This window comes from Sphingomonas sp. 1F27F7B (genome assembly GCF_005503355.1).
Classification (GTDB): Bacteria; Pseudomonadota; Alphaproteobacteria; order Sphingomonadales; family Sphingomonadaceae; genus Sphingomonas.
This window is the reverse complement of record NZ_SCMK01000008.1, coordinates 24360-46764: the sequence shown is the minus strand read 5'-3', so window position 1 is coordinate 46764 and position 22405 is coordinate 24360. Positions and strand designations below refer to the sequence as shown.

Sequence of the window (22405 nt, the reverse complement as noted above, 5' to 3'; positions counted from 1 at the left end):
CCCGCAAGCGGGAGAGGGATATCGCGTCACTTGTTCTTCGCTGCCCAGTCCTCGGCCTGCTTCAGCACGCGCAGCACGTTCCCGCTCCAGATCTTCTCGATGTCGGTGTCGGAGAAGCCTTCGCGGCGCAGGCGGGCGGTGATCTTGGGCAGGGCGGTGATGTCCTCCATGCCGCGCACGCCGCCGCCGCCGTCCCAATCGGCGCCGATGCCGACATGGTCGACGCCCATCACCGCGATGCAGTGGAGCAGGCTCTTCATGAACAGCTCGAAATCGGCGCCCTGATAGGGGTTGGCCGCATCGGCCTTCGCCTTGTCGGCGATCAGCTTGCGCTGCGCTTCGGCGGAGAGCGCCCACCAGTCGTCCTGCCGGTCGGAGATCCTGTTGCGCGCTTCGTCATGGTCGCCCTCGACCAGATAGACGCTGTTCACCTGCAGCACGCCGCCCGCCTTGGCGAGCTTGCGCATGCGCTCGTCGTCCAGGTTGCGCGGATGGTTGAAGATCGCGCGAGGCCCCGAGTGCGAGGCGATGATCGGCACCTTGGAGAGCGCCAGCGCCTGGTCGAACACGTCGTCGGAGGAATGGCTGACGTCGATCAGCATGCCCAGCCGGTTCATCTCGGCCACCCATTGCTTGCCGAGCGGCGAAAGGCCGTTCCATTGCTTCGCCTTGTCGGTGGCGCTGTCGCCGAACTGGTTGTTGCGGAAATGGATCGGCCCGGCCATCCGCACGCCCTGGTCGTAATACCATTTGAGCAGGCTCAGGTCGGTGCCCAGCGGATAGCTGTTCTCGATCGACTGGAAGACGATGCGCTTGCCCGCCTTGGCGATGCGATAGGCATCCTCGGGGGTGGTGGCGAACTCCATCTTGTCGGCATTGGCCGCCACGACGCGCTGGATCCACATCTCGCGCGTGAGCGCCGCGTTGCGTGCCTTGGCATAGCCTTCCGGCGTCAGCGGCCCCTGGCCGGTATAGATCACGAAGAACCCGCCATCGAGCCCGCCCTGCTCCATGCGGGGCAGATCGACCTGGCTCTTGTCGAAATCGCGGTCGTGCCAGCGATCGAACTTCCAGCCAGGATGCTCGAACAATTCGGGCGTGTCGAGATGGGTGTCCAGCACCAGCATCTGGTCGTGTGCCAGCCGGTCGGCGGGGCTGGGGGTGTCGCTATCGGGCCCGGACAGGGCGATGGCGAGCGCGAGCAAAGAGATCATGGGGCCTCCCAGGCGTTGATGACGGCATCCCCCGTCGCGGGGCGCAGCACGAAGATGCCGCTGTCGAAATGGCGCGTCGGGTGGACGCGGTTGGTGAGCAGGGTCCAGGCGATGCCGCGCCCGAAGTCGATCCACAGCCCGGTGCCGGTGAAGCCCGTGTGCCCGATCGTCTCGTCCGAACAGGCCTGGCCGCCCGACCAGCCGGCGAACTTGCGCTCCCAGCCGCAGGTGCGGTGCGAATATTGCGGGGTGCGGATCGCTTCGAGCATCATCGGCGAGAAGCTTCCGGTCAGCACGCCCTGAGCGAAGTCGAGCACCCCGGCCACAGTGCCGAACAGCCCGGCATGGCCGGTCTGCCCGCCCAACGCCGCGCAATTCTCGTCATGCACCTCGCCCTTGAGCACCCGGTTCCGCCACATGCACCGCTCGGTCGCCACCGCCGGCCCCGGCGGCGGGCCGTAGCTGAGGCCGGGCCCCAGCGGCCATTCGCCGAGCGGCCGGCCGGTCACGCGTTCGATCGCGATGCCGAGCAGCAGGAAGTTGACGTCCGAATAGACCGGCTCCGGGATGTGCTTCCATTCGCGCTGGAGCACGAAGGCGCGCAGCCGCTGCGGATCGTCGCCATAGGTGTAGATCGGCTCGACCGCGGGGAACAGCGTGCGGTGCGCCAGGCAGTCGCGGAACGTCAGCGTGCGCTCATAGGCGCCCGCCACGTCGTACTGGCGCAGGTCCGGGATCGCCGTGGTCAGCGGCGCGTCGAGATCGATCCGCCCCTCCTCGGCCAGGCGCAGGACCATCGTGGTCGTCGCCACTACCTTGGAGACCGAGGCGAGATCGAACCAATGGTCGAGCGTCAGCGCCTCGGGCTCGGGGGCGAGCGCGGCCATGCCGGTGTGCGTCACCCAGCGGCGCCCGTCCGCCGCCGCCACGCCCAGCGTCGCGCCGGGGATGCGTCCCGCGGCCACCGCTTCGGCGGCGGGTGCGAAGGCAGCGTCGATCATGCCGCCACCGCCTCGCCGTCGGGCCGGGGCTTCGCCCGCACGATGAACGGCACGAACACCAGCGCCGCGACGCTCATCGTGCCGGCCATGATGAAGAAGCCGTCATAGCCGATCGCCTTCTGGAACACGCCCGACAGGCCGGCGAGCAGTCTGGGGATCAGGAAGGCGAGGCCGGAGAGCAGCGCATATTGGGTGCCCGGGAAGCGCGGGTTCACCAGCAGGGACAGGTAGACGACGAACACCGCCCCCTCGAAACCGTGCCCGAACTGGTCGAGCGCCATGGCGAGGTACAGGTCGAAATCGCCCGCTGTCACCTGCACGCCGAGCAGCGAGAACCAGACCGGTCCGCCCGGCGCCTGGTGGGCGAGCCAGGCGAAGATCCAGTTGCTGAGCGCCGACATGATCGCGCCGATCACCAATGCCCAGCCCATCGGCGCCTTGGCCGCCAGCCAGCCGCCCAGCGCCACGCCGAACATGGACGAGAGCAGCGCCACCGCGCCGTCGGCGACCGCGATCGATTCCAGGCTGTAGCCCAGCGCGTTGAACAGCGGGTGCGAGAGGGTGAGCGCCATCACGTCGCCCATGCGATAGACCGAGACGAAGAGAAGGATCGGGATCACCGCCAGTCCGTAGCGCCAGGCGACGTTGAGATAGGGCGCCAGCCCGGAAGTGGTGAGCAGCCGGTGGTTTGCCGGCAGCTTCCGGATCCACGGCACGGCGACGCCCAGCGCGACGAACGGCAGCAGCGCCACTGCGAACACCCAATATTTGACGATGTCCGGATTATCGAGGCCGACCGATCCCATGGCGGCGAGCAACGCCCAGCCGACCGCGGCGGCGATCGCCAGGCTGCCGCCCAGCACGACGGCGCTGGCGAGGATGCCGGTCACCAGCGCCGTGCCGCGCCCGCCGCCATGATCGGGATCGGGCCGCATGCAGGCGAGGATGGGGAAGGGGAGGAAGGCCGCCGCCGCGATCACCAGATAGGCAGTGGTCCAGTCGCTCTTCGCCGCGATGTAGATCGCGCCGCTGCCGGCGGCGACCATCGCGCTGCGATAGCCCCACAGGTTCGCCGCCACCATCGGCCCCTGCTGCTCGGCGGTGGGCGCCAGCTCGATGCGCCAGGCATCGGCCGCCACTTCCAGCGTGGTGGTCCAGAAGGCGAGCAGCACCGCGAACAGCGCCGTTACCTGGAGGTTGGCGTCGGACGAAGTGAGCGCCATCGCCACGGTCGAGAGGAAGATGCCGAGCTGCGACAGCATGATCCAGCCGCGCCGCTTGCCCCAGAAGCGGCCGAAGCCCGGCACGTCATATTTGTCGAGCAGCGGCGCCCAGGCAAACTTGAAGGTGGGCAGCAGCGCCACCCAGGCGAAGAAGCCCACCGTCACGATGTCCACGCCGTGCTTGGCCAGGCGCAGCAGCAGCACGGCGTTGAACATGTAAAAGGGCAGGCCCGCGGCAAAGCCGAGCAGCAGGTACAGCGCCAGCCTTCCGAACCCCGGGCGCATCGCCGGCGTCGCGGCGGGACTCGGTGCGTCAGTCACGCGGCACCGGGCGTTCGAAATGCGGCATCAAGGGCTCCCCTGGGGCTGGTTTCCCTAACGCTCTGACGGGGCGCGCACGCAGTCAATGGCCAGTATGGCAGGCTTGTGTTGCAGTCGTGTCACGCTTTGACGGGCAATCGTCTCCTTTGATGCCCCCGAGTTATGGCGCGGGGAACAGAAACTATGGCGCGCCGCAACATTCTTGGTACCTAATGCCCCTTCACCGCGCGGGATATTGCGGGCTTCAGGGGGTTTTAGGAAATGATCGAAGCAACGGCGTTTAGGAAGGTACTGGCCAGCAGCACGGCTTTCGCGGCCATGGCGATTGCGCTGCCGGCCTGGGCGCAGACCACCACTCCAGAGGCTCCGCAGGCATCCGCCCAGGCGGCTCCCGCCGAGGAAGGCGAGATCCTCGTCACCGGCACGCGCATCCGCCGCGACGGCTTCCAGGCCCCGACGCCGCTGACCGTGCTGACGCAGCAGGACATCCAGAACACGTCGCCGACGAACAATATCGCCGACTTCGTCAACCAGTTGCCGCAGCTCGCGGGCTCGACCAAGCCAGCCAATTCGCGCCTCAACCTGTCCAACGGCTCGGCGGGCATCAACGCACTCAACATGCGCAACCTGGGCGAAGGCCGCGTGCTCGTCCTGCTCGACGGCCGCCGTTCGGTCGGCTCGACCATCTATGGCTGGGTCGACATCAACACGATCCCGCAGGCGCTGGTCGATCGCGTCGAGGTCGTCACCGGCGGCGCTTCGTCGGCCTATGGTTCGGACGCGGTCTCGGGCGTGGTGAACTTCATCCTCAACAAGAAGCTCGAGGGCCTGAAGATCGAGGCGGATTCGGGCATCACCACCTATGGCGACGGCGGCAATTATTCGGCCAGCATCGCGGGCGGAAAGTCGTTCGCCGGCGGCCGCGGCCACATCCTGCTCAGCGCCAATATCGCGCACCAGGACGGCATCTTCGAAGTCGGCGACGACCGCGAATGGAACCACACCGGCTATGTGCGCATCCAGGATCCGAACTGGACGAGCACCAGCACGACGCCGCAGTTCATCACCACCCGGCGCCAGATCGGTGCGGCGAACTCGACCCCGGGCGGTCTCATCACCGGCTCGGCCGGCGGCACCGCGAACGCTCTGCGCGGCCTGTATTTCGGCTATGGCGGGGCAGTGAACACCTTCGACTATGGCAGCTTCACCTATCCGGCGTTCACCCGCGCCTCCGGGTCCTCGGCGCCCAGCCTCGTTCAGGGCGGTTCTTGGCAAGTCAACGATTCCGGCACGCGCATCGGCCTGATGCCGAAGGACGATCGCTGGGGCGTCTTCGGCCGGCTGAGCTTCGAAGTCGCTGATGGCATCGAGCTCTTCGCGGAGGGATCGTACAACCGGCAGAAGGTCTTCTTCAACGCGGGTCCGAACCTGTCGACCGGCATCGCGATCAACACCACCGGCTGCACGACCGTTCCGGTCCCCGTGACCTGCAACGCCTTCGCACTGCAGTCGCTCGGGGCGGCGCGTCTGACCGGCATCACGGGCCTCACGTTGGCGACCACCGCCGCCGACCTGCCGTTCCGCGCGATCGACAACGAGCGCAAGGTGCAGCGCTATGTCGTCGGTGCCGAGGGCAATTTCGAGGCGTTCGGCAGGGCCGCGCACTGGGATGTCTATGCCCAATATGGCCGATCCGACCTGCGCGAGCAGCTTCGCAACATCATGAACCTGACCCGCATGGCCAATGCCACCAACGCCGCGTTCGCGCCGGCGGGCAATGCGCGCGGCTATACGGTCGGTTCGATCCAGTGCCTGATCAACGTCGATTCCAACCCTGCCAACGACGATCCGAACTGCGTGCCGCTGAACCGCATGGGCGTGGGCGTCGCCAGCCAGGACGCGATCAACTATGTGCTCGGCAACCCGTATCGCGATCAGGTGATGGAGCAGTTCGTCGCCGGCACCAACTGGTCGGTCACGCCGTTCGCCACCTGGGCGGGCGATGTGAGCGTCTCGGTCGGCGGCGAGGTTCGCAAGGAGAAGATCCGCGGCAGCGTGCCGAAGGAGTATCAGCCGGTCGTGACCACCACCGGCACGACCAATGCATGGTCGGTCGGCAACTATCTGCCCTTCACCGGCGAATACAGCGTCAAGGAAGCCTATCTCGAGACGGTGGTCCCGCTGGGCTTCGGCCTCGAATTCAACGGCGCGGTTCGCGCCACCGACTATTCCAACTCGGGCTATGTCACCACCTGGAAGCTGGGCGCGACCTGGGCGCCGATCCCGGACATTCGTTTCCGCGTGACGCGTTCGCGCGACATCCGCGCGCCTAACCTGAACGAGCTGTACCAGGCGGGCACCGCCAACAGCGACTCGGTGCGCAATCCCAAATACACTTCGGACGGCCTGAACGGCCCGGCGACCTGGGGCTATTCGGGCCTGACCACCGGCAACCCCAACCTGCGTCCGGAAGTCGCCAATTCGTGGAACATCGGCGCCGTCGTCTCGCCGCGCTTCCTGCCGGGCTTCACGGCGTCGGTTGATTATTTCCGCATCAACCTGGCGGATGCGATCGACTCGATCAGCGCGCAGGAAATCGTCAACCGCTGCTCCGACGGCAACGCCACCTATTGCGCGGCGATCACCAATGATCCGACGCGTTCGTTGCCGGGTGCACCGTACCTCCTGATCCGCAGCCAGCCGTTCAATTTCGTGAGCAAACTGGTGCGCGGCATCGACTTCGACGCGGCCTATCGGATCCCCGTGGGCGAGGCGAGCAGCTTCACCCTGAAGGGCGTCGCGACGCGCTACATCGAGAATCTTTCCAACACCGGCATTGTCGGCAGCGTGGCGGTGAACACCGTCGGCGCGAACGGGGGCCAGGCCAGCACGCCGACCTGGATCTTCCGCGGCAGCGCGACCTACGAGACCGAGACCTTCTCGGCCACCGTCACCGGCCGCGGCGTCAGCTCGGGCAAATATGTCGCCAACGGTATCGAGTGCACCAGCGGCTGTCCGGTCTCGACCACCAATTTCCCGACCTATGACAACAACCGGGTCTCGGGCCTGTTCTACGTCGACTTGAACCTGTCGCAGACGGTGCGCTTCGGCGGCAACCAGGCGCAGTTCTTCGTCAACGTCACCAACCTGTTCAACCGCTGGCCGCTGCTGGTGCCGGAAACCGGCATGGCGGCGAACACCACCTATTCGGACATGCTCGGCCGTCAGTTCCGCGCCGGCATCCGCATCAGCCTGAAGTAATCGGCATGCCGGCTCCATCCCTGGCGATGGGGCCGGCATGATCGCCGCGGCGCTCCTGCTCGCCGCGGCACCGGATCCGGTCGCCGCAGTCCGGATAGAGTTCAATGCGGGGGGAGAAGTGTCGGTCAGCGCGAAAGGGCTGGCCGACATTTCCGCGTCCCGGCCGGTCACGGCCGACGATCCCGTGCGGATCGCCTCCATCTCGAAGCTGGTCGTCGCGATCGGGGTGATGCGCCTTGTCGAGCAGGGCAGGCTCGATCTCGATGCCGATGTCTCGCGCTGGCTCGGCTGGAAGCTGCGCAACCCGGCCTTTCCCGACGCGCCGATCAGCCTGCGCCTGCTGCTCTCGCATCGCTCCAGCCTCACCGATCGTGTCGATTACGTCCTGCCGCTCGATGCCGACATGCGCGCCGTGCTCCAGGACCCGAAGGCCTGGGACGCGCAGCATGCGCCCGGCAGCTGGTGGGCCTATACCAATTTCAACTTCCCGGTGATCGCCGCGGTGATGGAGCGCGCGACCGGCGAGCGCTTCGATCGGCTGATGGACCGGCTCGTCCTCGCGCCGATGAAGCTCGACGCCTGCTACAATTGGGCGAGCTGCAAGCCGGGAACCGCCGCGCGCGCCGTCGTCCAATATCGCGGAGGCGTCGCAACCAAGGACGACAATCATGGCGCGATCCCCGCCTGTCCGGTCACCCCGGCCCGGGACGGCGGCTGCGACCTGTCGATCTGGCGCCCGGGGGGCAATGGGGCGATCTTCTCGCCCCAGGGCGGCCTGCGCATTTCCGCGCGCGGCCTGGCGCGGGTCGGCCGCATGTTCCTTGGCAATGGCCGGCTCGATGGCGTGCGCATCCTGCGCCCCGCTTCGGTCCGCATGCTGGAGACGCCGCTCTGGACCTGGAACGGCCGTGACGGCGATGTCGGGGGGGACATCTCGGTCGCCAATCCGGTCGGCGGCACCACCTGCAGCTATGGTCTCGCAGTGATGTTCACCGCCACCGGCGTGCAGGGGTGCCGCGACGATCCGGGGGGCGACGGCCGTCGGCGTTTCGGCCATTCGGGCGATGCCTATGGCCTCAAATCGGGCCTGTGGATCGATCGCGCGGCCGGCACGGGCATCGCCTATTTCGCCACCGATGTTCCGGATGTGCCGGGGAAACGATCGGCCTATACGCCGACCGAGGAATCGCTCGCCCATCCGGAGTAGCATCTTGCGCCACGACGCCAATCTGACGACCGACCGTCCCACCTTCGTCACGCATCTCGAATGCTCGATGACCGGCGAGCGCTACGAGGCGGACCGGCTGCACGGCCTGTCGCGAGTAGGCCGGCCGTTGCTGGTGCGCTACGACCTCGACGGGGTGAAGGCTGCGCTGCCGCGCGATGCGCTGGCCCGCCGTCCGGCGGATCTGTGGAAATATCGCGAGCTGCTGCCCGTCCGCCGGACGGAGAATATCGTCGGCCTGGGCGAGATCGCCACGCCGATCGTCCCGCTCGACGCGCTGGCGCGCGCGGAAGGGGCGAAGCATCTCTGGGTCAAGGACGAAGGGCGCCTGCCCACCGGTTCGTTCAAGGCGCGCGGGCTGGTCATGGCGATCGCCATGGCGAAGGAGCTGGGCGTCACCACCATCGCGATGCCGACCAACGGCAATGCCGGCGCCGCCGCGGCAGCCTATGCCAGCCGCGTCGGTATCGAGTCCGTGATCTTCTGCCCGGCCGACACGCCGGAGGTGAACGTGCGCGAGATCGCCGCGCAGGGCGCGCGCGTCTACCGCGTCAACGGCCTGATCGACGATTGCGGCAAGCTGGTGGGCCGCGGCGCGCAGGAGCGGGGCTGGTTCGACCTTTCCACGCTCAAGGAACCCTATCGCATCGAGGGCAAGAAGACGATGGGCCTGGAGCTGGCCGAGCAGCTCGGCTGGGAATTGCCCGACGTGATCTTCTATCCCACCGGCGGCGGCACCGGCCTGATCGGCATGTGGAAGGCCTTTGCCGAGATGGAAGCACTGGGCTGGATCGGGCCCAGGCGCCCGCGGATGATCGCGGTGCAGGCCGAAGGCTGCTCGCCGATGGTCCGCGCCTTCGAGGCGGGCGAGCGCCATGCGATGCGCTGGGAGGATGCGCACACGATCGCGATGGGCATTCGCGTGCCCCAGGCAGTGGGCGATTTCCTGATCCTCGACGCCGTCCGGGAAAGCGGCGGCGTGGCGATGGCAGTGAGCGACGAAAGCATCGCCCGGGCGGTCGATGACGCCGCGCGCAGGGACGGGCTGCTGCTGTGCCCCGAGGGTGGCGCGACGCTGGCCGCATGGCGCAAGGCGCTGGCGGAAGGGCTGGTCTCGCCGGAGGAGAAGGTGCTGCTGTTCAACTGTGCGACCGGGCTGAAATACCCGCTCGCCGATGAGTCGCGCTATCTCGACAAGGACGGATCGATCGACTTCGCCAGCCTGTAGATCAGCGCGCGGCCAGGCTCCGGAACGTCACCGACCAGCGCGGCGCCTTCATCGGCGTGATGCTGTGTTCCCAAAGGTGCCGGGCCTCGCCGGCGAGATGATAGGCCCCGCGCGGTGCCAGCGGCAGTTCGGCGCGGTCGAACTTCCCGTCCGCGCGCCGCCGGCGCAGCCGCAGCGCCGTGGGCGCGCCGAGCGACACGCCGACGACATGCTCGAACACCGGGCGATCGCGGTGCCAGCCGATGCCGGCGCCCGGATCGTACCGAGTCACCAGCGCCTGGACGAGTGCTTCCGCTTCCAGCCCGGCCAGCGCGGCGGCCCGCGCACGCACCGGCATCAGCCAGTCGGGGATCGCTTCCGCTTCGGCAAAGCTCGAATCGGTGAAGTCGTAGCGCCAGCCGAAGCTGCGCGTCAGCCGCTTGCCCAGCCATTGCTGAAAGCGGAACGACACCAGCCCGGCCCCGTCGATCGCTCGAATCAGCGCCGCTTCTTCGCCGGGCGTGACGATATTCTTCGCCTGTTCGATGCCCGCGGGCAGGGACTCTTCGAAAAATGCGGGAAACAAAGGGGACACCGGCCGGATATGGGAGGCCGACCTATGTTCTTCCAGATACGGATACCTTCATATTCGAATGGAATTCCTTTGTTTTTCCCGCAAGATAGCGGTTGCAACCGGCGTTGCGGCGCCCTAGCTGTTCGCCCCGTGAAGAATGAAATGATCGCCGTGGTCGATCGCGCCTCGTCGTTCCTGAAGGCGTTGTCGGGTCGAAGCCGTTTTCTGTTGCTGTGCCACCTTCTCGATGGCGAGAAGTCGGTGGGTGAGCTCGCGCGCCTCACCGGTGCGCGCGACACCGCGGTGTCGCAGCAGCTGGCGCTGCTGCGCCGCGAGGGGATGGTCGCCGCGCGCCGCGACGGCCAGATGATCTTCTATTCGCTGGCCAGCGACGAAGCGCGCCACATGCTGGAGGCGATGCACAGCCTGTTCTGCCGCACCGATGCGGCTCAGGAAACCGTACCCGCATAGAGCCGCTCGACGTCTTCCTTGCGGGCCAGCTCGGTCGCCGGGGTCATCAGGGTCGCTGCGCCCGCCGCGATGCCGTAGCGCAGCGCATCCTCGATCGCCTTGCCCCGGGCCGAGGCGAGGGTGATGGCCGCCACCATCGAATCTCCGGCACCCACCGTGCTCTTGGCTTCCACCGGGATCGCCGGCAGGCGCAGTTCCCTGCCTTCGCCGGCGAGCAGCGCGCCGCGCTCCGCGAGCGAGATGACCACGATTTCCGCGAAGCCGCGATCGTGCAGCTCGCGCGCCGCCGCCATTTCTTCCGCTTCGCTGGCGATCGCGCGGCCGAGCAGGTCGGCGACTTCGCGCAGGCTTGGCTTGATCAGCCATGCCCGGGCGCCCTCGCATGCGGCCAGCGCCGATCCCGAGGTATCGACCGCCAGCTTCACGCCCGACTGGCGGCAGCGTTCCGCGATGCGCTTCAGGATCGCCGGGTCGCAGCCGGGCGGCAGGCTGCCGCTCACCACGATATGATCCGCCTCCGCCACGCCGAACAGGGCGTCGAGCAGCTTCGCCAGCTCGTCCGCGCTCAGCTCGGGGCCCGGCAGCACGAAGCGATACTGGTCGCCCGGCCGGCCCTCGTCGACGGTGAAGCTCTCGCGCGTAGCTCCCGCGATCGGCACGGCCAGGATCGGCACCCGCTGCGCTTCGAGCAGCGCGACGATCGTCGCACCCGCTGGGCCGCCGCTGGGGAACACCGCCGTCGCCCGACCACCGAGATGCGTCGCCACGCGTGCCACATTGATCCCGCCGCCGCCCGGGTCGAAGCGCGGCGCGGTGCATCGCAGCTTGTGGCCGGGGCGCACCTTCTCGGTACAGGTGGTCAGGTCGAGCGCCGGATTGAGCGTCAGCGTCGCGATCGCCATCAGCGCGTCCGGTCCAGCGCGGCGCGGGCGGCGGCGACGATCAGTTCCTGTGGACGGTTCACCCGGATGCGGTGCCAGTGGATCTCGCCCACCGAGCGGCGCGACTGTTCGCGCACCACGGCCTCGGTCGCGTCCGAGGCGTCGTTGCTGCGGGCATTCACCCGGGCGATGCGATCCCGCTCGGGGGCTTCCAGCCAGATGCCGGTGAACACGGCGCGATAGCGATCGGCCAGCGCTTCGGCCACGTCGCGCTCGCTGCGGCTCATGAATACCGCATCCAGGATCACGCTGTTGCCGCAGGCGAGGTGATCGTCCGCGGATTCGAACAGGGCTTCATAGGTCTCATCGTCATTGCGGCGCGTGTAATGCCTGGGCGGCAGCCTGGTTTCCGGACTCACTCCGGCCAGCCGCTTGCGGAATACGTCGGAGCGCAGCACGCGCGCGCCGGGAAGACGGCCGATCCGGCTGCCGAGCAACCGCGCCAGCGTCGACTTGCCGGTGCCCGAAAGCCCGCCGATCACCACCAGCCGCGGCCTGGCCGGTGCGAGCAGGCTGTCGGCCAGCTCGGCATCGCCGTCCGCGCTCGCGCGCAGGGAGAGATAGAGCGGCAGCAGCGACCAGCCCGTGGCGCCCTGCGGCGCGATGTCGAGATAGCGGTTGGCCAGCGTGTTGGCTTCGCCCGCCCTGCCGCCGCGCATCACTTCCAGCACGGGGCCGGCGAGGTCGTAGAGCACCTCTGCCGGCGCGCCCGGCACGGTCCGCACCTGCCCCGCGGCGATGCGGCGGGCGATCGAATCCTGGTGGCGGGCAAGTTCGGCGCGCTGGGCGTCGCTGGTGGCGGCCAGCGCGAGTGCCTTGTGGAAGGCGCCGCCGTCGCCCTTGGGCAAGACAGCATGGCGTGCGGCCAGATGGTCGGCAAGGGTATGCAACTGGTCCGTGTCGAGATCGCCGGCCAGCAGCGCCTCGAAGCTCGGTTCCTGGCTTGCGGCCACCGCCGCCATCGTTCCACCCCCGTCTATCGGTTCCTCGAATCAGCCCCTAGCACGAGTTTCCTGAACGATCTTGGACAAGATCGACCTATCGTGCCGGTGCCGCGGCAAAGGCATCGCGGATCACGCCGTAAAGCGCCTTGGGCCGGTATTCCGCATCATAGGGCGTCGCGCGCTGCCGCGTCCCGTCCTTGCGCGGCGTGAAGCCGTTGAGCCAGGTGAAGCGATCGCACATGCCCCAGGCGAGCACGTCCCTGAGCTGCGGATAGGAGAACATGATCTCGAGATAGGCCGCAGCATAGTTGGCGATGATGCCGTCGCGGAGCTTCGCGTCGGTCGGCAATGCCTTGTCGTTCACGTCGAACTCGGTGACGGCCAGCCTGTAGCCCATCTGCACCGCGCCATCGAGGAAGCCGCGCCAGGGCCCTTCCTGCCTGCTCACCAGCGCGCCCACCGTGCCGTCGCCTGTCAGCCCGATATGTGATTGCACGCCCAGCGTGTCGCAGGGCGTGCCGCGCTTGCGGAACCCCTCGAGCAACGCGAGCACCCCGCGGCGATGCCCCTCATTGCCCGGTTCCCAGCTCATATAGTCGTTATAGACCAGCTCCACCCCGGGCGCATGCTCGCGCGCGGTGTGATAGGCGAAGTCGAGCATCGCCTCGGTCCCGCCAAATGCCTTGGAGAGCGACGAGGTGCGCAGCGCGCCCGTGCCTTCCTCCACGGTCTCGTTGACCACGTCGAAGCTGATGATGCGGCTCGCATAGAGCTTGCACAGGGTGCGGATGTGCGTGCCCAGGATGCGCTCGGCCTCCTTTGCGGGGCTGGCGCCGAAATCATGGTCGTTCAGCCATTTCGGGAAATATTGCGTCTTGTGCCACAACAGGGTGTGGCCGCGCATCGCCATGCCGTTCGCCTCGGCATAGTCGAGCATGTCCGAGAAATGGTCGAGGTCGAAGGTCTTGGCGTCGGGCCGGATCGCCTGCCATTTGAACTCGTTCTCGGGCACCAGCACGCCGCAGTCGCGCTTGAGCAGCGCGGCATATTCCGGATTGGCGAAGGAGCCGCGATCGGCGCCCGGCGGGCTCCAGGCGAAGCACGAGCCGAAGCGCATGCCCTTGGTCCTGGCGACGGCGTTCAGCCCCTCGGCCGCCTGCGCAATTGCGGGGAAGGGCAGCGCCAGCGCAGCGCCCGCGCCCAGCAATCCACGGCGTGTCAGTTCGATCATCGCAAGCCTCTCCCGCTCACCAGTTGAACAGCGTTCCGTCCTCGAGCCGCGCGACGGGGAGATAGGCGCGTCTATACTCGTATTTCGCCGCCAGTTCCTCGTCGATCGCCACGCCCAGCCCCGGCGCGTCGCCCGGATGCATCATCCCGTCCTTGAAACGGTACGCATGGGGGAAGACCGCATCGGTCGCCGCCGTGTGCGGCATCAGCTCCTGGATGCCGAAATTGGGCACCGACAGGCCGAAGTGCAGCGCCGCCGCCATGCATACCGGCGACAGGTCGGTCGCGCCGTGGCAGCCGGTGCGCACCTGATGGAGATCCGCGAACGAAGCGATGCGCCGCATATGGGTGATGCCGCCCGCATGGACGATCGTCGCGCGGACATAGTCGATCAGCTGCTCCTCGATCAGCTGCTTCGCGTCCCAGATCGTGTTGAAGATCTCGCCCACCGCCAGCGGGGTGGTGGTCTTCTCGCGGATCAGGCGGAAGCCGGCCTGGTTCTCGGCGGGCGTCGCGTCCTCCAGCCAGAACAGGCGATACGGCTCCAGCTCCTTGCCCAGCCGCGCCGCCTCGATCGGGGTCAGCCGGTGGTGGACGTCGTGAAGCAGGTGGACGTCCCAGCCCAGTACTTCGCGCGCCTTCTCGAACAGCGGCGCCACCGAGCGGAGATATTTCTCGGTCGACCACAGGCTCTCGGTCGGCAGCGCGCCGTCCGCCGGCTCGTAGCGCTGGCCCGGCTTGGCGACGCCATAGGTGGATTTGAGCCCCGGCACGCCGGCCTGGAGCCGCACCGCCTTGTAACCTTCCTCGACATGGCGAACCGCTTCCGCGATCGTCTCCTCGATCGTCGCGCCATTGGCATGGCCATAGACCATGCAGCCGTCGCGGCTCGCACCGCCCAGCAGCTGGTAGAGCGGCAGGCCCGCCACCTTGGCCTTGATGTCCCACAGCGCCACGTCGACCGCGGCGATCGCGCACATCGTCACCGGCCCGCGCCGCCAATAGGCGCCCTTGTAGAGATACTGCCAGATATCCTCGATCCGGTGCGCGTCGCGCCCGATCAGGCAGGGGATGACATGGTCCTGGAGATAGGCGACCACCGCCAGCTCGCGCCCGTTCAGCGTCGCATCGCCGATGCCGGTCGTGCCGTCCGCCGTCTCGATCTTGAGCGTCACGAAATTGCGGTCGGGGCAAGTGACGATCACGCGCGCGGATGTGATTTCGGCCATGGCGCGAGAGCTTCCCCTTCCTGTCCGGCGCGTCGTCCGTCGCGCGCCTTCTTGCTTGGTAGCGCTACCATTGTTGACCTGTTACAAGCTTGTCAACGGCGGCGTTCGACCGTCAGTCAATGGGAAGAGCGATGCTTCGGAAATTGTTGGCTATTTTGTCTGCGTTTTTGTGTTTCGGCCTTGCGAATCAAGGCCATGCCGAGGACGGATACGATCTCTGGCTGCGCTATCGGCCGCTCGAATCCGCCGCGAGGGCGCGGTACGAACCGCAGATCGCCGGCATCGTCGCGCCCGGCGACGGCCCGACGATCCGCGCCGCCGTCGACGAGCTCCAGCGGGGCTATCGGGGGATGTTCGGCGGGGAGCTGACGCGGCAGGGCGCCGAGCTTCGGGACGGCACCCTGCTGGTCGCTCGCGCCGGCTCGCCGTTGGTGCAAGGGCTCGGCCTGCCGTTCGCCAGGCTGGGCCGGGAGGGCTATCTCCTGCGCAGCGCGACGGTGCAGGGCAAGCGCGTGACGATCATCGCCGGCAACAGCGACATCGGCGCACTCTACGGCGTGTTTCGTTTCCTGCAACTGCTCCAGACCGGCCAGCCGATCGACAAGCTCGACATTGTCGATGCGCCGAAGCTCCAGGTCCGCGTCCTCAACCATTGGGACAATCTCGATCGCCATGTCGAGCGCGGCTATTCGGGCCAGTCGATCTGGGACTGGCAGAAGCTGCCGCTCCACAAGGATCCGCGCTACACGGATTATGCCCGCGCCAATGCCTCGATCGGGATCAACGGCACGGTGCTGACCAACGTCAACGCCAATGCCGACATCCTGCGCCCCGACTATCTGCAGAAGGTGAAGGCGCTGGCCGAGGTCTTCCGGCCCTATGGCATCAAGGTCTATCTCACCGCGCGCTTCTCCGCGCCGATCGAGCTCGGCAAGCTCCAGACCGCCGATCCGCTCGATCCCGCGGTCCGGGCCTGGTGGAAGGCCAAGATCGACGAGATTTACCGCGTCATCCCCGATTTCGGCGGCCTGCTGGTCAAGGCGAATTCCGAGGGCCAGCCCGGCCCGGCGGACTACAGGCGCACCCATGCCGAAGGCGCCAACATGCTGGCGGACGCGCTTGCCCCGCATCATGGCATCCTGATGTGGCGCGCCTTCGTCTATGCCGCCGAGAATGCCGAGGACCGGCACAAGCAGGCATATGCCGAATTCCAGCCGCTCGACGGCAAGTTCCGCGACAATGTGCTCGTCCAGGTCAAGAACGGCGCGATCGACTTCCAGCCGCGCGAGCCCTTCCATCCGCTGTTCGGGGCGATGCCCAGAACGCCGCTGATGATGGAATTCCAGATCACCAAGGAGTATCTCGGTTTCGCCACGCACCTCGCCTATCTCGGCACGATGTGGGAGGAAGTGCTCGGGGCCGATACCTTCCGTCCCGCCAGGGGCAGCACCGTCGCCAAGGTGATCGAGACGCCGGTCGATGCCGGCGCGGCCACCGGGATGGCGGGAGTCGCCAATATCGGCAGCGACCGCAACTGGTCGGGCTCGCAGTTCGATCAGGCCAATTGGTACGCCTTTGGGCGCTTCGCCTGGGATCCGGATGCCAAGGCCGAGGCGATCGCGCGCGACTGGGCGCGGATGACCTGGGGCGGCGATCCGGCGGTGACGGCCACGATCGTCCGGATGATGATGGGCTCGCGCGAGGCGGTGGTCGACTATATGACGCCGCTCGGCCTCACCCATCAGATGGCGACCGGCCATCATTATGGCCCGGGGCCCTGGGTCGCGGACCTCAAGCGGCCCGAATGGAACCCGGTCTATTATGCGCAGGCCCGCCCCGACGGCATCGGTTTCGACCGCACCGCCAGGGGCAGCGACGCGCTCTCCCAATATGCGCCGCAGGTCGCGAAGAACTGGGGCAGCCTGGCGACGGTGCCCGACGCGCTGCTGCTCTGGTTCCACCATGTTCCCTGGGACTATCGGATGAAGTCCGGGCGCGCGCTGTGGGACGAGCTGGTGATCCACTACGATGCCGGAGTGGGCCGGGTCCGCCGCATGCAGGCCGATTGGGCCGGGCTGCGCGGCAAGGTCGACGAGACCCGCTGGGCCGAGGTGCGCGACTTCCTGGCGATCCAGCTGGAGGAGGCGATCTGGTGGCGCGACGCTTCGGTGGCGTATTTCCAGTCGATCGCGAAGCGCCCGCTGCCGGAAGGGCACGCGCCGCCGGCCCATGATCTCGATCACTACAAGGCGATCACCACGCCCTATGCGCCGGGGCAGGGGAAGTAGCCCTGCAATCCCTCTCCCGCAAGCGGGAGAGGGTTGATCGCCTCAGGGCCTGGCCAGCCCCCGCGCCAGATATTGCTTGATGTACTGCCGCAGCTGCGGCGTCGGCTCGCCCAGCACGCTGCGATGCTCGGGTGCCAGGTGCGCGGCCGGGTCGCCATGTTCGCGGAAGACGAAGGTGTCGAAATATTCGGACCAGGCCGCGCGGCGCCCGGGCGGCAAGTGGCTGAGCGTCAGCACCGCATAAACCATCGCGTCGAAGCGGGCGTCCTGGTCGGGCGAATCCGGCCACCAGAAATTGACCAGCACGTTGAACGGCGAGAGCGCCTCCACCTGATGCCACCAGAGCGCCGGGATGTAGATTGCGTCGCCCGGTTCGAGCTCGGCCGTCCGCGCCGCCGCCAGCGCCTCGCGGAAGCGCGGGAAGCGCGCGAAATCGGGGGTGGCCATGTCGACCATGCTCAGGGGCTGTCCCGCCACATTATGGTCGAGCGGGCCGATATAGAGGTTCGCCGTCTGATCGGGCGGGAACAGCGTGAAGCGTCGCCGCCCGGCCGCGACGCAGGCAATGTTGTCCGACGCGTCGAAATGCGTGCTGATGCTGGTCCGGTTGCCGATCCAGATCCGCGGCTCGGCACCCATGCCGAGCAGCGCGGGCAGGGCGTTGGCGCCCGCGAAGCCCGGCAGCGCCTGCGCCGTCTCCACCGCGCCGGCATAGACGGCAGGCGCGTGGTCGCGGCCCCGCAATTGCAGCACATAGCGCAGCAGGTCGGCAAAGCGCCCCTTGCGCCGCTCGAAATTGAAACCGCGCATGTCCTCGGAATAGAAGAAGCGGCCCGCGATCGCCGGCGGGCCGATGAACGCCTCGGCAGACGCGCCGCGATCGAAGCCGAGCAGATAGTCGCACACCGCCTCGTCCGATTGCCGGGCGGCAGCCGCCAGCGGCCAGTCCCGTGTCGCGCCGCGCAGCACGACGGGCGCATAATCGTCGACGATGGCACGCAGCCCGGCGGCGTCCAGCGGCCCTTCGATTTCGCGGATCGGTGCTTCCTCGCGGCTGGACATTTTCGTCATCCCGGAAATGCGCTGGTCATATCCGGGTGGTTCGTGTCCCCGGCATGTCCGTGTCGTCGCACGATTTTTCGCTCAATCCGCGGCCCGCCGCGCGGCTCTCGCGCCTGGGGCGGGAAGGGGAGCCGCTGCTCTGCCTCGACGGGCTGATGCGCGCGCCGGAGGCCCTGATCGACTATGCTGCGACCGAGACCGGCTTCGCGCCCGTCCATGGCCCGCAGGGTGGTTATCCCGGCATCCGTGCGCCCGCGCCGCTCGATTATGTCGAAGCGGTGGTCCGGGCGCTGGATCCGGCAGTGCGCGACGCGTTCGAGCTGGGTGCGGTCCGGCTCGGCCGCGCCGAATGCAATTTCTCGCTGGTCACGCTCGCACCTGGCACGCTCCTGCCGTCGCAGCGCGCGCCGCACATCGATACCACCGATCCGCTGCAATTCGCCTTCCTGCATTATCTGTGCGGTCCGGAGCAGGGCGGCACTGGCTTCTATCGCCACCGCGCCACCGGCTTCGAAGCGATCACCCCCGAGCGCGCGGCGCACTATGCCGCCGCGCGTGCCGCCGAGCCGGCGCCGGCGCCCGGCTATATCCAGGGCGACACTGCGGAGTTCGAACGGATCGCCGCGGTGGATGCCGCGTTCGACCGGCTGCTGGTCTATCGCAGCCGCCAGCTGCATTCGGGGCTGGTTGCCGGCCCCGGCTCGGCCGATCCGCGCCGGGGCCGACTCACCGCCAATATCTTCCTCAGCTATCGCCCCGCCTGAAAAGATCGGCGCCGCCGGCTGGGAACCGGCAGCGCCAGGCTGGGTGTTTCGCGGGATCAGAAGTTGAAGCGCGCGATCGCGGCGAAGCGGCGGTCGTTCATGTACCAGCCGCGCGGTACCTCCACATACCCCTTCGGATCGCCGATCTTCGTGATCACCGCGGTGGTGCGGGTGATCTCGTTGGTCAGGTTCGAGCCCTGGACGCCGATCTTGATCTGCGGGGTGATGGTGAAGAAGATCGACGCGTCGAGCTGGCCGGTCGCCTTGTTGATGATCGGGTCGTTGGGCACGATCACGTCGCGGATGGTCAGTACGAAGTCCGAGCGCCACGAATAGCTCGCGCGGAGCGACACCGGGCCATAATCGAAGAACGGGGTGATGTTCACCTGGTGCTTCGAGAGCCCCTGCAGCGGCAGCAGCGACAGGTCGACCGTGGTGACGCGGCCAGCCGCGACGTCCGGATCGGTCTCCGACAGCGTCGACTGCGGCACTCCCGAGCTGTCGATGTACGTGTAGTTCGCCTGCAGGCCCAGGCCCTTCAGCGGCCCGGGCAGGAAGTCGAACGTCTGCTGATAGCCGACCTCGACGCCCTTGATCTTGCCCTTCTGCGTGGCGTTGATCGGCGTGGTGATCACCACCGGATAGGTCTGGCCGTTGTTGGTCAGGTCGACGCGGCGGGTGTTGTTGGTCACCACGCCGTCGAGCACCTTGTAGAAAGCCGAGACGGTCAGCGAGCCGACCCGCGAGAAATACCATTCCGCCGTCAGGTCGAAATTGTCGGCCTTCACCGGCATCAGATACGGGTTGCCCGCAGTGGTGACGCCCTGCAGGCGGAAGCTGCCCGGGATCAGGCTGCCGCTGGCGTCGACATTCTGCACCGCGCTCAGATTGGCCTGGAGATAGTTGCGGATATAGCCGGTCTGAGGCGGCGAGACGCCCTTGAAATAAGCGGCGCGGAACTGCAGCCCGCCGCCCACCTCGAGCTTGAAGTTCGCGCTCGGCAGCCAATAGTCATAGTCGAACTGGACGTGCGACGGGATCAGCGCGCCGTTGACGAAGGCGCGCGCCTTGTCGCGGGTCGCCTGGTCGAACGAGCAGAAGGGCGAAGCCGTCTGCCCGGCCGGCGGCGGCGTGGCGCAGGTCGCGTCGGTCGGCAGCGCCGTGGTGTTGCTGAACGAGATATAGCCGTCCGTCGAGCGCTTGGTCTTGGTGTAGCGCACGCCGACATTGCCGGTCAGGTGCAGCCCGCCCAGATGGGTGTCGATGCGCGCCATCAGATAGGCGGCGTAATTGCGCTCGCGGATCGGGTTGATCTCGTCGGGCAGGAACGGCGTGCCGGAGATCACGCCGCAGCGATTGGCCAGCGCGTTCCAGCCTGCGTTGACCGTCCGCCCGTCGGCGGCGCAGGTGGTCGTGCCCTGCCATTCGCGCGCGATCGCATTGGCGTAGCGCACCATCGCGTCATAATCGCTGACGGTGTTGCCCGAATAATAGAGGCGCCCGTCGCCGCCGAGCGGATTGGTCACCTGGCCGCGGAAGAAGTTGTTGAAATAATAGGGCGTATTGGCGTTGAACGGCTGCCCGTCGGTGCGGCTGGCATTGTTGCCGTTCACCGGCATGTCCATCCATACCGGGCCGTTATTGCCCCATTGTTCCGAGAGCACGCCCCAATTGTAGCGCGAGAAGCGCGAGACCTGGTCGCGATCGGCATAGCGCACGCCGCCCTGGATCGACTTCAGGAAGCTGCCCTCGGGCATGGCATAGTCGAGGTCGAGGCGGAAGGCGTCCGAGTTGCCGTCGCTCTGCTCGATATGGTCCATCGCCGCGCGCGGGAAGCTGTTGAACGGATCGGTGAAGCTGGTGTGGCCGGCGCCGAAATAGTTCGGCATGTACTGGTTGGGGTTGCCGCCGGCGCGGCAGTCATTGTCGGTGCCCTGCGCGTCCTGCATGTTGGCGGCCGGGCCGCTGCAGACCTGCGGCGGCAGGAAGGCCACGGTCGGGAAGCTCGAGCCGTTCAGCCGGATCGACGCGTTCTGATAGGTCGAGTTCCACACCGTGTTGTCGAGCAGGTTGGTGCTCGACTTCACATGCTGATAGTCGAAGACCACGCCCAGCCGCTCGCTGGCGTTCCACTTCAGGTTGAAGCCGTAATCGTCGGTGACGAGCTTCTCCTGGTGGTCGCGCCGCTGGTTGTTCGATTGCAGGCCCAGCATCGGCACGCGCGGGATCAGGCCGCTGTTGCCGCCGCCGATATTCTGGTCGCCGCGCCAGCCGGTCGGGCCGGTGATGGTGCCGCTCACGAACATGCCGTCGCTGTCGAAGTCGAGCGTGGTGCCCGGCACGCGGCGGGAATCGCCGTTGGACGAGACGTTGTCGGTCGCGATTTCGATCGTGCGTTCGGTCCAGGCCTGGCGTGCGTCGGAGCGCAGGAACTGGGCGACTGCCTCGATCGAGCCGTCATTGCTGCGATACTGGAGCGCCGCGGCATAGCCATAGCGCTCGCGATTGAACTCCTGGCGGCCCATCACTGCGCCGCGCGGGAAATAGACCTGGCGCTGGACCGTCGCGCCATTGCCGTTGTTGATGACGTCGCCGTCCGAATAGAGGTTGCGGATGCGGAAGCTGGAGACCTGGAAACGGTCCGACTGGCTCTTCAGCTGCGAATAGGAGAAGTTGGCGAGCACGCCGATCTCGCCGATGCCGGTTTCCCAGCGGTCGCTGACCATCAGCGAGCCGGTCGGCGTCCATTCCTTCTTGTAGTCGCCGTAATTCGCCTCGAGCGAGCCGGCGATCACCAGGCCCTTCTTGTTGTCGAACGGCTTGCGGGTGCGCAGGTTGACCACGCCGGCGATACCGCCTTCGATGCGGTCGGCCGAGGGCGATTTGAACACGTCGACGCCGCCCATCATCTCCGACGGCACGTCGGCAAAGCTCAGCGAGCGGCCGTTATTGGCGGTGAACGCCTCGCGGCCGTTGAACTCCGAGCGGACATAGGTGAGGCCGCGCACGACGACGCCCGAGCCCTCGACCGAGAAGTGATCGGGGTCGACGCCGGCGGCGAAGCGATTGATCGACACGCCGGGAATGCGCTGCAGCGTCTCGGTCACCGAGCGGTCGGGCAGGGCGCCGATGTCTTCGGCAGTCACCGAATCGACGATCACGTCGGCATTCTTCTTGAGCGACTGGGCGCTCTGCAGCGACTGGCGATAGCCCTGGACGACGATCGTGTCTTCCGTGGTCTGCGCATCGCCGGTGGCGGGCACTCCCTGCGTGCTCTGCGCCCAGGCCGGCGCGGCGACCGAAAGGCAGGCCATCGCCGCGGCCGAGACGCCGGCGCGCAGCGCCCCCGTGCGGAACCTGCCAGTCCCGCCGACATGATGAATTGAATCGTGCTTTCGCATCGCGCTGTCCCCTCCCGTGTTAGCGCTACCATATATTGGCGCGTTTCTT

16 protein-coding genes are annotated in these 22405 nt (G+C 67.3%); 6 read left to right on the top strand and 10 right to left on the bottom strand.

The window, feature by feature from the left end:
* Positions 1 to 26: 26 nt before the first annotated feature.
* The 3 genes from FFS08_RS09370 to FFS08_RS09360 are packed head-to-tail and all read right to left on the bottom strand — an operon-like array spanning position 27 to position 3759.
* Entirely contained in the window at positions 27 to 1214 is a 1188-nt protein-coding gene (locus tag FFS08_RS09370) for a dipeptidase (protein WP_171012547.1), read from the bottom strand.
* Entirely contained in the window at positions 1211 to 2215 is a 1005-nt protein-coding gene (locus FFS08_RS09365) for a serine hydrolase domain-containing protein (RefSeq protein ID WP_137863793.1), read from the bottom strand. The genes FFS08_RS09370 and FFS08_RS09365 overlap by 4 nt, the downstream gene beginning before the upstream one ends.
* Positions 2212 to 3759, bottom strand: a complete 1548-nt coding sequence (locus FFS08_RS09360) for an MFS transporter (RefSeq protein ID WP_249341183.1) — start codon at positions 3757 to 3759, stop codon at positions 2212 to 2214. Before FFS08_RS09360 ends, FFS08_RS09365 begins: the two co-directional genes overlap by 4 nt.
* Positions 3760 to 4020: 261 nt before the next feature.
* Here FFS08_RS09360 and FFS08_RS09355 point away from each other — a divergent pair, with 261 nt between their 5' ends.
* From FFS08_RS09355 to FFS08_RS09345, 3 genes are read left to right on the top strand one after another with little or no spacing between them, the layout of a single operon-like run.
* Complete coding sequence (locus FFS08_RS09355) at positions 4021 to 7020, top strand: TonB-dependent receptor plug domain-containing protein (protein WP_137863794.1); 3000 nt, start codon at positions 4021 to 4023, stop codon at positions 7018 to 7020.
* 37 nt (positions 7021 to 7057) lie between these two features.
* Entirely contained in the window at positions 7058 to 8227 is a 1170-nt protein-coding gene (locus FFS08_RS09350) for a serine hydrolase domain-containing protein (protein WP_137863795.1), read from the top strand.
* Between the two features lie 4 nt (positions 8228 to 8231).
* Positions 8232 to 9473 carry a threonine synthase gene (locus FFS08_RS09345; protein WP_137863796.1) on the top strand — a complete coding sequence of 414 codons (1242 nt, stop codon included), beginning with the start codon at positions 8232 to 8234 and terminating at the stop codon, positions 9471 to 9473.
* A 1-nt stretch (position 9474) separates the two neighbouring features.
* Here the strand turns inward: FFS08_RS09345 and FFS08_RS09340 are convergent, their stop codons facing one another.
* Positions 9475 to 10038 carry an alpha-ketoglutarate-dependent dioxygenase AlkB gene (locus FFS08_RS09340; protein ID WP_137863797.1) on the bottom strand — a complete coding sequence of 188 codons (564 nt, stop codon included), beginning with the start codon at positions 10036 to 10038 and terminating at the stop codon, positions 9475 to 9477.
* Between the two features lie 150 nt (positions 10039 to 10188).
* Here FFS08_RS09340 and FFS08_RS09335 point away from each other — a divergent pair, with 150 nt between their 5' ends.
* Positions 10189 to 10497: an ArsR/SmtB family transcription factor gene (locus tag FFS08_RS09335; RefSeq protein ID WP_137863798.1), complete on the top strand. Its 309-nt coding sequence runs from the start codon at positions 10189 to 10191 to the stop codon at positions 10495 to 10497.
* On the opposite strand, the gene FFS08_RS09330 is transcribed toward FFS08_RS09335, so the two are convergent.
* The 4 genes from FFS08_RS09330 to manD form a co-directional block, all read right to left on the bottom strand.
* Complete coding sequence (locus FFS08_RS09330; RefSeq protein ID WP_137863799.1) at positions 10476 to 11399, bottom strand: 1-phosphofructokinase family hexose kinase; 924 nt, start codon at positions 11397 to 11399, stop codon at positions 10476 to 10478. The two genes, FFS08_RS09335 and FFS08_RS09330, sit on opposite strands and share 22 nt — an antisense overlap.
* A complete protein-coding gene (locus FFS08_RS09325) occupies positions 11399 to 12400 on the bottom strand; it encodes a P-loop nucleotide/nucleoside kinase family protein (RefSeq protein WP_137863800.1) in 1002 nt (333 codons plus the stop codon). Before FFS08_RS09325 ends, FFS08_RS09330 begins: the two co-directional genes overlap by 1 nt.
* A gap of 76 nt (positions 12401 to 12476) precedes the next feature.
* A complete protein-coding gene (locus FFS08_RS09320) occupies positions 12477 to 13613 on the bottom strand; it encodes an endo-1,4-beta-xylanase (RefSeq protein ID WP_137863801.1) in 1137 nt (378 codons plus the stop codon).
* Between the two features lie 16 nt (positions 13614 to 13629).
* Entirely contained in the window at positions 13630 to 14841 is a 1212-nt protein-coding gene (gene manD, locus FFS08_RS09315) for a D-mannonate dehydratase ManD (RefSeq protein WP_137863802.1), read from the bottom strand.
* 131 nt (positions 14842 to 14972) lie between these two features.
* Here manD and FFS08_RS09310 point away from each other — a divergent pair, with 131 nt between their 5' ends.
* Positions 14973 to 17129: an alpha-glucuronidase family glycosyl hydrolase gene (locus tag FFS08_RS09310; protein WP_137863803.1), complete on the top strand. Its 2157-nt coding sequence runs from the start codon at positions 14973 to 14975 to the stop codon at positions 17127 to 17129.
* Between the two features lie 42 nt (positions 17130 to 17171).
* Here the strand turns inward: FFS08_RS09310 and FFS08_RS09305 are convergent, their stop codons facing one another.
* Positions 17172 to 18191, bottom strand: coding sequence for a cupin-like domain-containing protein (locus FFS08_RS09305; protein ID WP_171012545.1), 1020 nt, complete (start codon positions 18189 to 18191; stop codon positions 17172 to 17174).
* A 59-nt stretch (positions 18192 to 18250) separates the two neighbouring features.
* Here FFS08_RS09305 and FFS08_RS09300 point away from each other — a divergent pair, with 59 nt between their 5' ends.
* Positions 18251 to 18955, top strand: a complete 705-nt coding sequence (locus FFS08_RS09300; RefSeq protein WP_212741982.1) for a DUF6445 family protein — start codon at positions 18251 to 18253, stop codon at positions 18953 to 18955.
* A gap of 56 nt (positions 18956 to 19011) precedes the next feature.
* Here the strand turns inward: FFS08_RS09300 and FFS08_RS09295 are convergent, their stop codons facing one another.
* A complete protein-coding gene (locus FFS08_RS09295; protein WP_137863806.1) occupies positions 19012 to 22356 on the bottom strand; it encodes a TonB-dependent receptor in 3345 nt (1114 codons plus the stop codon).
* Positions 22357 to 22405 lie beyond the last annotated feature (49 nt).

Coding starts and splice junctions, on each gene's coding strand:
- FFS08_RS09370 (WP_171012547.1), bottom strand. CDS start 1,214: ATGATCTCTTTGCTCGCGCTCGCCATCGCCCTGTCCGGGCCCGATAGC.
- FFS08_RS09365 (WP_137863793.1), bottom strand. CDS start 2,215: ATGATCGACGCTGCCTTCGCACCCGCCGCCGAAGCGGTGGCCGCGGGA.
- FFS08_RS09355 (WP_137863794.1), top strand. CDS start 4,021: ATGATCGAAGCAACGGCGTTTAGGAAGGTACTGGCCAGCAGCACGGCT.
- FFS08_RS09350 (WP_137863795.1), top strand. CDS start 7,058: ATGATCGCCGCGGCGCTCCTGCTCGCCGCGGCACCGGATCCGGTCGCC.
- FFS08_RS09335 (WP_137863798.1), top strand. CDS start 10,189: ATGATCGCCGTGGTCGATCGCGCCTCGTCGTTCCTGAAGGCGTTGTCG.
- FFS08_RS09330 (WP_137863799.1), bottom strand. CDS start 11,399: ATGGCGATCGCGACGCTGACGCTCAATCCGGCGCTCGACCTGACCACC.
- FFS08_RS09325 (WP_137863800.1), bottom strand. CDS start 12,400: ATGGCGGCGGTGGCCGCAAGCCAGGAACCGAGCTTCGAGGCGCTGCTG.
- FFS08_RS09320 (WP_137863801.1), bottom strand. CDS start 13,613: ATGATCGAACTGACACGCCGTGGATTGCTGGGCGCGGGCGCTGCGCTG.
- manD (WP_137863802.1), bottom strand. CDS start 14,841: ATGGCCGAAATCACATCCGCGCGCGTGATCGTCACTTGCCCCGACCGC.
- FFS08_RS09310 (WP_137863803.1), top strand. CDS start 14,973: ATGCTTCGGAAATTGTTGGCTATTTTGTCTGCGTTTTTGTGTTTCGGC.
- FFS08_RS09305 (WP_171012545.1), bottom strand. CDS start 18,191: ATGTCCAGCCGCGAGGAAGCACCGATCCGCGAAATCGAAGGGCCGCTG.
- FFS08_RS09295 (WP_137863806.1), bottom strand. CDS start 22,356: ATGCGAAAGCACGATTCAATTCATCATGTCGGCGGGACTGGCAGGTTC.